We start from the raw sequence: 11,712 nt of genomic DNA, 5'->3' as shown, positions 1-11,712 counted from the left end.
CCTACGGTATCGTTACGCCGCTTAGCAGGGTGCGGATTATCTCATCGCTATCAACACCACGCGCCTCGGCTTCAAATGTAACGAGGATGCGGTGTCTCAGAACGTCCGGTGCGATATCCTTAACATCATCCGGTGTTACGAAGTTCTTGCCCTTGATAAAGGCGAGTGCGCGGGCGCAGGTCTTGAGCGCTATACTGGCACGCGGTGAAGCGCCCCACTCAATTAGCCCCTTCAGTCCGTAGGCGTCTCCGTTGCGAGTTGCATGTACGAGTGAAACGATATAGCGATCGATCTTTGGATCGATGTAGAGCTCATGCGACTGGCGACGGAGCTGCTCAAGCTGCGAGATAGGAAGTAGCTTGTTGAGTTTTTGAGAGTTGCTGCGCGCACCAGAGGCTAGATCGATAATAGAGACCTCTTCCTCAAAGGAGGGGTATCCGACCTTAACCTTCATCAAGAAGCGATCGACCTGCGCCTCCGGTAGCGCATAGGTACCCTCCTGCTCAAGTGGATTTTGAGTAGCTAGGACCATGAACGGCTCAGGCAGCTTGAAGGTCTCCTCTCCGATAGTGACCTCGCGTTCCTGCATCGCCTGAAGTAGCGCCGATTGCACCTTGGCCGGTGCGCGATTGATCTCATCCGCTAGAAGTAGGTTTGTAAAGACAGGACCCTTTCTAATCACAAAGTCCCCGCTCTGAGGGCGGTAGACCTCGGTGCCTATTACGTCTGAGGGCAGGATGTCGGGGGTAAATTGAATGCGGCTCATCTTGGCATCTAGCACCTGCGTTAAGGCCGTCAATGTTTTGGTCTTGGCGAGCCCCGGCACCCCCTCAAGTAGGATATGTCCATCGGCAAGTAGCGCCACCAGGAGCCGTTCAAGGAGTCTATCCTGTCCAACTATCTCACGGTGAAGCTCGAGCTTAATCTGACGAAATATCTCGCTGGTTGTATCGGGTGCAAGGTTATCCATGGTTCTATCCTAAGGCCCTGTAAACAAGCTATTGTCCTTATAACCTAAAACTAAGCAGTTGTGAGCTGCTTAGAGTCGGAATAAAGTACCAGTTGAAAGTTAAGTAACCAGAGTGTAGCTGGTCTTACTAAACCCTAAAAGGTAAGATCGGAGCTGACGGACCATTAAAGGAGCTTGCATATCATGAAGATGAATCAACCCATAGGTGCAGCGCGCTACGGTCCGCTGCTTATCAGGCTAACGCTCGGTGCATACTTTGTTCTGGCGGGCCTAGGAAAACTACAACTCCTTTCGGCCTTTGTTGAGCAGGTGCGCTCTTTTGGGGTGCTTCCAACCAATGTAGCTGCGGCTTATGGGACCCTGTTGCCATATGTTGAGATCGCGCTGGGAGGGCTTATGATACTTGGTATGTGGACGACCCTATGCGGGATCCTGGGTGGTCTAATCCTAGTATCGTTTGTGTGTGCGTTCGGTATATTCCCAGGTTCCTTTGATATCTTCAACAAAGATATCATTCTGCTAGGAGCGGCCTGTTCGCTGTTATATAGTGGTCCTGGGGCCTTTAGTATCGATAATATTGGCAAGCCACAGCCAAGCTAGAGGTTCTTAGTTCGAATAAATGTCTTGAATCTCGAGCCTTTTAGATTAGCAACATATGCCTAGCCGTATAGTTCCCTGGAACTCCAGAAAAAAACTTCTCCCAGTTGGTAAGGATGAGCAGTCAGCAGCTGCCTTGCCACGACATGTCAATCGCCTCTTCAACGAGTTTCTGCACAGCTCTATAGTCCCAGAGTTCTTCTCTGAGCCCCTGGCGCAGTTCGGGGAGCGTTGGGGCTCCTTTATGCCGGCGGTGAACGTGACCAAAAGGGAGCGTGAGCTGATCGTGACAGTTGAGGTGCCCGGTATGGATGAGCGCGACATCGAGATCTCGCTAACAAAGGAGGGGCTAATTATTCGTGGTGAACGCAAGCCGCAGCACCAGGAGAGCGGCGAGCAGGCCTGGAGCTACGTCGAGTCTATTTACGGGGCGTTTGAGCGCATAGTTCCGCTCTCCGATCTGCAGGTCGAGGAGGATGGGGTTGAGGCCACCTCCTCTAAAGGGCTGGTTGTGATCACCATTCCCGTTAAGGAGAGAGCTGCGAGCAGCGCAAAAAAGGTTGAGATACGCCCATCATAGGGCGAAAGGCTGGCAGGTTTTTCTGTCACGCACTATACTTTATGCACTGTGAGTCTATGCACCGTGGCACGACGTCGAAGCTCAATTACTACAACCTTAAAACAGCGCATTCCGAAGCGTGCGCGCTTGCTTATCGGGGTTTCAGGGGGGATAGACTCTTGCGTGCTGCTGGATGCCCTAATACGGGTACGGGCCCTGCTTGAGATCGAGCTGCATGTCTGTCATATCGATCACGGCTTGCGATCTTCTAGCAAAAAAGATGCTGAATTTGTGCGCGCACGATGCGCCCATTATAAGGTTCCGTGCTACGTAATAGGACTAGGAAAGCTCCCAGCTCGAACTAACATGGAGGCCTGGGCCAGGGAGGAGCGTTACCGCGCCTTTAAGAGGGTGATAGTAGAACATCAGCTCGATTGGGTTTTAACGGCTCATACCGCTAACGATGTTGCTGAGACCCTTATTATGCGATTATTGGCTAATAAGGAGCTAAACTCTATTGATCTGCAAGACGATCAGCGTCGCTGCCTAAGGCCGCTCCTCGATATCTCGCGTCAACAGGTGGAGGAGTATGCCGAGCGCTATAAGGTGCCGTGGACTGAGGACCCGACGAATTCTGACACTACGCTGCTACGCAATAGGGTGCGCCATACCCTAATTCCAGCATTGGAGCGTGATTTTGACCCCTCGGTCGTATGGAGCCTATCTGAGCGGGCGCAGGCTTTAGCGCTCGATTGCGAGGCGCTACAGGGGGTGGCTGAGGGGCTTGCTAGCACTATTGGAGCCATTAGGGATGGGGATCTCGCCTGGTTGGAACGGTGTACGGTGTTCCTTCGGCAGCAACCGCACGCCCTGCAGTGGCGCACCGTACAGGTGTTACTGACCCCATTACTGGGATTCTCGGTCGGAGAGAGGGTTGCGGTGGTTGGATTATCGTTACTACTTGGCGAGCAACTTAGTGTAGAACTGGGGGGCGGGTGTACAATCAGCCGAGATCGTACTGGGCTGAAAAGCTCAAGGTTGTCCAGAAGCTAACTCTGCGGTAAACAAAGGTGTGAAATACAGTCGCCCTCAAATTATATTGAGCTGCGCCAGTTGCCAGCTTGGGCAAGTAACAAATGTATCTGTTCCTTAATTTAGGTGGAGAATTTTTCAAGTGACAAAAAATGGAGTGTTTTGGATTGCGATCGTTCTGTTGGCCCTCAGTGTCTACAAGTTCGCGAAACCAACTGGGGAGACCCCCACTGAACTGACCTATAGCGAGTTCCTGCAGCAGGTTGATAAACAGAATGTGAAAACTGTGCGAATTGAGGGCAGCTCGGTTTTTGGTGAGTATAGAAACAACGAAGGTAAGTTCCAGTCCTTCGTGGCCGTGACACCTAAGGACGATAGCCTAGTTCCAAAGTTGATCGAAAAGGGTATCGATATCAAGGTGCAGGAGCCAGCTGATCAGTCGGGCTACCTAATGTTTCTTTTTAACGTTCTGCCGCTGCTGCTTCTGCTCGGAATCTGGTTTATCTTCTGGCGCCAGATGCAGATGGGTGCGGGCAAGGGTATGAGCTTCGGCAAGTCTCGCGCTAAACTGCTCACGGAGAGCCAGCAGAAGATAACCTTTTCTGATGTAGCTGGTATCGATGAGGCACGCGGTGAGCTCGAGGAGATAATTGAGTTCCTAAAGGACCCGAAGAAGTTTACGCGGCTCGGTGGTCGTATTCCGAAGGGTGTCTTGCTGATCGGTTCGCCAGGAACTGGCAAGACCCTGCTCGCAAAGGCGATTGCAGGAGAGGCGGGAGTTCCGTTTTTTACCATCTCCGGTTCAGATTTCGTTGAAATGTTCGTAGGTGTCGGAGCCTCACGGGTGCGAGACCTCTTTATTCAGGGCAAGAAGAACGCGCCCTGCATTATCTTTATCGATGAGATCGATGCGGTCGGCCGCCACCGTGGTGCTGGCATGGGGGGTGGTCATGATGAGCGTGAGCAAACACTCAATCAACTCCTAGTAGAGATGGATGGCTTTGAGAGCAACGAAGGGGTGATCCTGATCGCTGCAACTAATCGTCCGGATGTTTTGGACCCAGCGTTACTCAGGCCAGGCCGGTTCGATCGAAGGGTTGTTGTTTCAAGACCAGATCTTAACGGACGCCTTGGAATACTCAAGGTGCATACCAAGAAGGTTCCGGTATCACCCGAGGTGGAGCTGAATACTATCGCGCGTGGAACCCCTGGATTTTCTGGGGCAGATCTTGAGAACCTGGTTAATGAGGCAGCGCTCTACGCCGCTCGAAAGAATAAGTCGGTTGTAGAGCCGAGCGATTTTGAATACGCAAAGGATAAGGTGATGATGGGGGCCGAGCGTCGCTCTATGCTCCTTACTGAGAAGGAGAAGCTCACGACCGCATACCACGAGTCTGGACACGCATTGGTAGCAAAGAAGCTTCCAAACGCCGATCCGGTTCACAAGCTAACTATCGTTCCGCGTGGAATGGCTCTCGGTCTGATGCAGCAGTTGCCAGAAGCAGACAAGCATACCTACTCCAAGTCATACTGGATGGATCAGCTCGCTGTATTCTTTGGTGGACGAGCTGCTGAGGAGCTCGTATTTCAGGAGATGAATACCGGGGCAAGCTCGGATATCGAGCGTGCCACCGATATCGCTCGGCGCATGGTGTGTGAGTGGGGTATGAGTGCGCTTGGACCTGTTCACTATAGCGCGAAGGAGGAGCATGTATTTCTAGGACGTGACATAGGCAAGAGCCGTGAGCACTCAGAGTCGGTTCAATTTGAGATCGATCAGGAGGTGAAGGCCATCTTACAGTCGCGCTACGAGGTTGCTAAACAGATCGTAGCAGAAAACCTTGAGGTTCTGCACAACCTTGCCAAGGCCGTTATGGAAAAGGAGACCCTCGATTCAGATGATATCGAGCGGATCGTTAAGGGCGAGACCTTGTCGCCAGGCCCTCAGGGTGGTCCATCAGGAACGAGTGAGGCTAGCGTCGGGGTTTCGGTTGCGGCGTAATGGGTAGGGCATGTTGGATAACTACACGTTTGGTATATCGAGCTCCCTGCTGATTCAGGCACTAGATGTTTTTATCGTCTCCTTTCTGATCTATCGCGCACTGCTGATAGTGCGCGGAACTCGTGCTGCTCCGATGTTGGTTGGGTTGGCCTCGATTGCAGTGGTATACGCCATAGCGAAACCGCTCGGCCTTGTCACGGTAGCCTGGTTAATCGATAACTTTCTCAACTCAATTATTCTGGTGATAGTGGTGATTTTTCAGGATGAGATCCGCCGTACCTTAACGAATGTGGGTATTAAGCCGTTCTTACTGGCGCAGCAGCAACGCCCAGAAAGCGGCCCCAATACTCTAGACGAGATAGCCGTCACGGTTAGTAAGCTCGCAAAGGCACAACTCGGGAGCTTAATTGTAATTAAGCGCAATGTTGGGCTTGAGCAGTTTATGGCGGAGGGGGTCGTTCTAAACGCTGAGTTTAGCCGCAAATTGCTCTATAGCATCTTTGTTAAGGAGTCACCTCTGCACGACGGCGCTGTTATTATTGAGGGTCGCTCTATCAAGGCGGCCGGTTGCGTTCTGCCCCTTAGTTTTAATCCGGACATAGATCCTAACCTTGGAACGCGCCACCGCGCAGCACTGGGCCTGGCGGAGAGCAGTGATGCGATGGTTATAGTTGTTTCGGAGGAGAGCGGTTCTATCACGCTAATTATCGAGGGACGGATGTATCGTAACCTTGATGCGGCCTCGTTGCAGGAGCTGCTGGAAAATAACGCCACTGCTGGAGGGCAACGGAGGCAGAGCGGCCGATTCATGGGGGCGGCGGTAAAATAGTGCTGAAGAATCTGACCCTAAAACTGGTTTCGGTTGTTGCGGCAGTGTTGCTTGCCTACGCTCTTCAGGATGCTAGCAACTCCACGGTCCTAACTATCTTTGTTCCGATTGAGATTCGCAATCCACCGGCCGATAAGATGCTCGTAGGGCGCACAAAGCAGGGTGCGCAGGTGACTATTAAGGGGCCCTCGTTCCTGGTGGGCGAAGTGGCGGCAGCGCCGCCGCCGCTTCGGCTACAGCTATCTAAAGCAGTGAATGGGAGCTACGTTGCGCCGCTGCTGAGCTCAGATATATCATTACCGCACTTAGTTGAGGTGGTAAGAATAGATCCACCTGAGCTTGAGCTCGTTTTTGAGGCCATCGAGGAGCGCGAGATTAAGATCGAGGTGCCTCGTCTTGGGCAACTAGCAAAGGGGCTTAATCTTACAGGGGTAGAACTTACTCCCAAGACCGTTACGGTTAAGGGACCACGCTCAGAGCTGCTACAACTGCGCTCCGTTGAGACGCAGCCCCTTGATCTGCGAGATATTAAGGGCTCACAGAGCGTAGCACTTTCGCTCAGAAGTCCTGGAGCGCTATCGTCGCTCTCGATAGGTGTGATCTCAGCACATGTGCAGGTTGAGGAGTTGCCCTCTGAGCGGCAGTTCGCCGCAAGGCCGATCGAGGTGCGCATATCGGCAAATAGTAAGGGCATAAGGCTTAAGCCGACAGGGGTCTCGGTGACGCTAGCAGGAGCTCCGCAGCTGCTCAAAGATATAGATCCGATCGATGTGGTGCCATTTATTAGGCTTAGTAACGTTCCGTCCAGTTCGGGTGATATGGTTGAAGTTAGTGTGGCGCTGCCATTCGGAGTGCGCCTTGTAAAGATATCACCCGCAAGTGTAGCAGTATGGTGGGCAGGATCATCGAAGGTACCGGCCGCGGTAGTGGCAGAGACATTGGCAGCGGAAGGTAGAGAGAGGAAATAATAAAAGAAGTTGGGAGGCTATTTAGCATGGCGATAAAAAGAAAATATTTCGGAACGGATGGGATTCGTGGAGTGGCTGGTGTCTCGCCATTAGATCCTGAAACGCTCGTGCGCTTAGGCAAGGCGGTTGCTCAGGTTTTTATGCAGGGCGATAAGAAGCGCAGAATATTAATCGGAAAGGATACGCGCCTCTCCGGTTATATGATCGAGAGCTCACTGGCCGCTGGAATCACTGCGATGGGAGCAGATCTGATGTTGTGCGGACCTGTGCCGACACCGGGCGTTGCCTATCTCTCAAAGAGCATGCGGGCAGACGCTGGAATAGTTATCTCGGCCTCGCATAACCCCTTTGAAGATAACGGAATCAAGATCTTTGGATCTGATGGATTTAAGCTACCTGACGAGCTTGAACAAAGGATCGAAGCGTTGCTGGAGCCCGGTATTCTCGACGGAAAAGCGGTCGATGCTGGGCATATCGGCAAGTCTACCCGTATCAACGACGCCATCGGGCGCTATACCGTCTACCTCAAGGAGAGCTTCCCCCGTGAGTACTCACTTGAGGGGCTAAAGATAGGGCTAGATTGTGCCAATGGCGCCGCCTACGTAGTTGGGCCGCAGACCCTAAGCGAACTCGGCGCAGAGGTGGTATCGCGTGGTATCAGTCCGAGCGGAAAAAACATCAACGCAGCGTTTGGAAGCCTTTATCCCGAGGTTGTTGGCAAGTTGGTAGTCGAGCAGAACCTTAACTTAGGCATCTCGCTAGATGGTGATGCCGATCGCTGTGTCCTAGTTGATGAGAAGGGTCGTGTTCTTGATGGTGATGTAATCTTAGCCATCTGCGCCATAGATCTTAAGGAGCGTGGATTGCTTAAGCAGGAGACTATAGTGGCTACGGTTATGTCCAACCTTGGGCTCGATAAGCTACTAGCTTCGCACGGCATAAAAGTACTGCGTACTGGAGTTGGGGACCGTGCGGTTCTAGAGGAGATGGTTCGGCAGGGTTGCCAACTTGGAGGTGAGCAGTCCGGACACACTATATTCTCAGACTACTCTACTACAGGTGATGGAATGCTTACGGCGCTGATGGTAATGGCCGTGATGTGTCGCACAGGCAAGCCCCTGTCTGAGTTGGCGGCACCATTCATCACCTTTCCGCAAAGGCTAATTAACGTAAAGGTCTCTCAGAAGCCACCCCTTGAGTCTATTCCCAACCTCGTTAGCGCGATTGAGCAGAGGGAGCGCGAGCTTGGTTCGCGTGGTCGTATACTGGTCAGGTACTCGGGCACCGAGAATAAGGCCCGTATTATGGTTGAGTGTGAGGACGAAGAGCTCTGTAAGCGCCATGCAACTGAGCTCGCTGCAATAGTTGAGAAAGAAATTGGTGCCATGTGAGCAACGTTAGCTCCGGTAGCTTCAGCCCGATAGAGTTCGCCTCGTCTGAGGCTAGTGCGTGGATGCTGCCGTCTAGCGCCGAGACGGCGCAGTGTGATGCAGAGACTATTTCGCAGGGTACGCCAGCGCTTGAGCTGATGGAACGAGCCGGGGGTGTTGTAGCTGATCAGATAATGACGATCCTTAAGGGAGCAGTCCAGCAGTATGTATTGGTGCTGTGTGGTCCCGGCAATAACGGGGGCGATGGACTAGTTGTAGCGAGGCATCTGGCGCAACGTGGTGTTTCGGTAACAGCACTTGTTGCCGAAGCTGAACGTTACTCTGCTGAGTGCATGGAGCAGCTTAAAAGTTTTCCTAACGTAGTTACGGTAGAGCCTGTAGCACCGGCATTATTGGCTGCGTGCGCAAGCGCTCAGGCTCTCTGCGAGGAGGAGCTCTCGGCTCTTTTTAGCTCTGCTACAGTTGTAGTCGATGCTCTGCTTGGAACTGGCCAGCACGCTATCTTAGGTGCTCGAATCTCGGATCTGGTACGGCGCGTTGTGCAGGAGAGATCTGAGAGGGTGGATCTTGCGGTCGTGGCGGTAGATATTCCAACCGGCATTGATTGTAACACCGGAGCCGTTACAACTCCCCATATTACAGCCGACCTTACGGTTTGTATCGAACTAATAAAGCGCGGACTACTGCAGTTTCCTGCCCGCGCTGCCTGTGGTCGGATAGTTGTCGCGGCGATCGGAATTACCGTTCAGAAAAATATAGAATTTTGCGCCGTACATGATAGCACATTGCCGAAGCTCTCGCCCCGTAAAAGTGAGGCTCATAAGGGTGATTTCGGAAGGGTCTTGGTGCTAGGAGGCTCGGTCTCGATGCCGGGAGCTCCTATTCTGGCAGCGCTCGGAGCGCTTAGAAGTGGGGCGGGCTTGGTTAGCTTGGTGACTAAGGGGAGTTGGAGGGGGGCACTAGCTCCGCTTGAGTGCATCAATGAGCTACTGCCAGGTGAGGGAGCCTTTATGTGCCAGGATGATGTCGCTCGCACCCTTGAGTTAGCCGCTTCTAATGATCTGATCGTACTTGGTCCGGGGCTCGGCATGGCTCAAGAAACTGGGCAATTTGTGGCAGCGGTTATTGCTGGCCTGACGACCCTCGGAAAGCCGGTAGTGATAGATGCAGATGCGCTTAACCATATCGCGCAGCAGGGCATAAAGCTCTCAGATCTTAGGGCACTTATTACCCCCCATCCCGCAGAGGCGGGGAGACTCTTGGGGCACACTACGGCTGAGATTCAGAGCGACCGCTTTGCAGCGGTTCGCGAGCTCTCGCAGCACTACGGTTGTGCGGTCTTGCTTAAAGGCGCTGGGACGTTGCTATACGCCGAGGGCAAGGGAGCTTTAGTACCACGTGGGACACCTTATCTTGCGGTAGCTGGAAGTGGGGATGTTTTAAGTGGAGTGATAGCTGCATGCATGGCCCGTACCACCACTCTCTTTGGTGCTGCAGCGCTTGGCGCTTATATTCATGCCGCTGCTGGTGAGGCGGCTTCGCAACGTAGCGCTGGGCCAATCCTGGCGAGTGAAATTGCACTGGCTGTGCCCTCCATTATCGGAGCTCTAGAGCGATGAGCACTTTATCGATCGGCTCAGAGCTAGAGACTGAGAACCTAGCACAGCTTATTGCGTCGTTACTGCAAGGGGGGATCTCAATTGGGCTTATTGGGGACCTTGGAGCCGGAAAGACCACCTTGGTTAGGTATCTGGTCGGGGCGCTCGGAGGCTCAGCTAAGGAGGTAGCCTCGCCAACCTATACATTGCAGTACGACTATCCAACCGATAGTGGCGTTCTGATTGAGCACTGGGACCTATACAGATTAGAGAGCCTACCGCATGAACTATTTGAACGACCAGATCCCAAGATCGTTCGCATAATCGAATGGCCCGACAGGTGTCCTGAGATCCTGCGAGATCTGGAGCTGCTGATTAGAATTGAACTACTTGACGGCGAACAGCGCAGTGTGGAGCTCTCAGGCCCCTTAGCGGAGCCCCTTGTGTTAGCCCTTAAGGGGAGCCGTGGAGCATGAGCGCGCCGTTAGCCCCGATAGTCGTTATGAAGTTCGGGGGTACCTCGGTTGGTGATGTAGCGTGCATAAAGCATGTAGCCGATCTCGTTATGCAGTTTAAGAGCGAGAATCCCGGAGTCGGTGTGGTGGTGGTGCTCTCCGCTATGGCGGGAGAGACCAATAAACTGCTAGCACTCGCCAAGGGTTGCGTGGAACACCCTGCACCCCGTGAGCTAGATGTTCTGTTAGCAAGTGGCGAGCAGGTAACCGTTGCACTACTCGCCATGCGGCTCTCTAGTATCGGTATTCCGGCAAAGAGTCTGCTCGGTTCACAGCTGCGTATAGTAACCGATGAGCGGCATACGAATGCCCAGATTGAAGAGATAGACACAGAGGCGCTACACGCCGCTCTTGCCGCCGGGCTAGTTCCAGTTGTGGCGGGGTTTCAGGGGGTAGCTGATAGTGGTGATATTACAACCTTAGGGCGGGGTGGTTCGGATATTACAGCCGTTGCACTAGCTGCAGCATTACGTGCGCAGTGTTGTTTTATCTACACAGATGTTACAGGGGTATTTTCGTGCGATCCGCGGCTCTCTGTTAAAGCACGCCTTCTTGAGCGCATAACGCACGAGGAGATGCTTGAGATGGCGAGTCTTGGGGCGAAGGTGCTGCATACTCGCTCGGTATACTTTGCGATGCGTTACGGGGTTCCGCTTGTAGTGCTTTCAACCTTTGCAGGGGCGTTTAAGCCCGGTGTTAACGGTACATGGATAGTAAGAGAGGAGGAGGGCATGGAACAGGTTATTGTTAGCGGTATTACCCATAAACTTGATGAGGCACGGCTGATGATTCAGAGCATGCCGTCTGATATAGAAACGATGTCGAAACTATTTTCGGTGCTTGGAGAGCGGGGGGTACTGGTCGATATGATCTCTCAGGAGAATATCGGCCCAGGGCTGCTTAATGTGAGCTTAACCGTCGCCGACGAGCAGAGCTCCGCAGCATTGGAGGTTGTTCGAGAGATTATACAAGCACTTAGGGCCGAGGGGGTTACTATTGAGCGCAATATCGCCAAGGTATCTATAGTCGGTATCGGGATGCGCCATCACACCGATGTCGCAGGAAGGTTCTTTAGAGCTCTAGGGCGTGAGGGCATTAACGTACAGATGATTAATACCTCAGAGATAAAGATCTCAGTTCTTGTGGCCAGAAAGTTTTGCGAGGCGGCTGTGCGGGTGCTTAATGAGGAATTTATACCGGGGTAAATAGTTACGATTCAAGAGAGTGCAGTATTTCGGCGAGTGTTGTGAG

The 11,712-nt window shown here is 52.9% G+C and carries 11 protein-coding genes; 10 read left to right on the top strand and 1 reads right to left on the bottom strand.

Annotated elements, in window-relative coordinates; translation table 11 throughout:
• Nucleotide 1 precedes the first annotated feature (1 nt).
• The gene (locus tag NTV65_07740) at nt 2-970 is read right to left on the bottom strand and encodes a MoxR family ATPase (GenBank protein ID MCX6115088.1); all 969 of its coding nucleotides are present in this window, start codon (nt 968-970) and stop codon (nt 2-4) included.
• Between the two features lie 183 nt (nt 971-1,153).
• Between NTV65_07740 and NTV65_07735 the strand changes: the two genes are divergently transcribed.
• The 10 genes from NTV65_07735 to NTV65_07690 all read left to right on the top strand — a co-directional run bounded on the left by NTV65_07735 (nt 1,154) and on the right by NTV65_07690 (nt 11,666).
• The gene (locus tag NTV65_07735) at nt 1,154-1,570 is read left to right on the top strand and encodes a DoxX family protein (protein ID MCX6115087.1); all 417 of its coding nucleotides are present in this window, start codon (nt 1,154-1,156) and stop codon (nt 1,568-1,570) included.
• Nucleotides 1,571-1,625: 55 nt separating this feature from the next.
• Nucleotides 1,626-2,147: an Hsp20/alpha crystallin family protein gene (locus NTV65_07730; protein ID MCX6115086.1), complete on the top strand. Its 522-nt coding sequence runs from the start codon at nt 1,626-1,628 to the stop codon at nt 2,145-2,147.
• Between the two features lie 63 nt (nt 2,148-2,210).
• Nucleotides 2,211-3,179 carry a tRNA lysidine(34) synthetase TilS gene (gene tilS, locus NTV65_07725; protein MCX6115085.1) on the top strand — a complete coding sequence of 323 codons (969 nt, stop codon included), beginning with the start codon at nt 2,211-2,213 and terminating at the stop codon, nt 3,177-3,179.
• A 112-nt stretch (nt 3,180-3,291) separates the two neighbouring features.
• Nucleotides 3,292-5,160 (top strand): ATP-dependent zinc metalloprotease FtsH, encoded by a 1,869-nt coding sequence (gene ftsH / locus NTV65_07720; GenBank protein MCX6115084.1) that lies wholly within the window; start codon nt 3,292-3,294, stop codon nt 5,158-5,160.
• A 10-nt stretch (nt 5,161-5,170) separates the two neighbouring features.
• Nucleotides 5,171-5,989 (top strand): diadenylate cyclase CdaA, encoded by an 819-nt coding sequence (cdaA, locus tag NTV65_07715; GenBank protein MCX6115083.1) that lies wholly within the window; start codon nt 5,171-5,173, stop codon nt 5,987-5,989.
• Nucleotides 5,989-6,957 carry a CdaR family protein gene (locus NTV65_07710; protein ID MCX6115082.1) on the top strand — a complete coding sequence of 323 codons (969 nt, stop codon included), beginning with the start codon at nt 5,989-5,991 and terminating at the stop codon, nt 6,955-6,957. Before cdaA ends, NTV65_07710 begins: the two co-directional genes overlap by 1 nt.
• Nucleotides 6,958-6,983: 26 nt before the next feature.
• Nucleotides 6,984-8,348 (top strand): phosphoglucosamine mutase, encoded by a 1,365-nt coding sequence (gene glmM, locus NTV65_07705; GenBank protein ID MCX6115081.1) that lies wholly within the window; start codon nt 6,984-6,986, stop codon nt 8,346-8,348.
• Nucleotides 8,345-9,967 carry an NAD(P)H-hydrate dehydratase gene (locus tag NTV65_07700; protein MCX6115080.1) on the top strand — a complete coding sequence of 541 codons (1,623 nt, stop codon included), beginning with the start codon at nt 8,345-8,347 and terminating at the stop codon, nt 9,965-9,967. The genes glmM and NTV65_07700 overlap by 4 nt, the downstream gene beginning before the upstream one ends.
• Complete coding sequence (gene tsaE, locus NTV65_07695) at nt 9,964-10,422, top strand: tRNA (adenosine(37)-N6)-threonylcarbamoyltransferase complex ATPase subunit type 1 TsaE (GenBank protein MCX6115079.1); 459 nt, start codon at nt 9,964-9,966, stop codon at nt 10,420-10,422. The genes NTV65_07700 and tsaE overlap by 4 nt, the downstream gene beginning before the upstream one ends.
• Complete coding sequence (locus NTV65_07690; protein MCX6115078.1) at nt 10,419-11,666, top strand: aspartate kinase; 1,248 nt, start codon at nt 10,419-10,421, stop codon at nt 11,664-11,666. The genes tsaE and NTV65_07690 overlap by 4 nt, the downstream gene beginning before the upstream one ends.
• Nucleotides 11,667-11,712: the final 46 nt, after the last annotated feature.

This window comes from Pseudomonadota bacterium (assembly GCA_026390555.1).
GTDB lineage: Bacteria > Bdellovibrionota_C > UBA2361 > UBA2361 > OMII01 > OMII01.
This window is presented reverse-complemented; position numbering and strand designations above follow the sequence as displayed.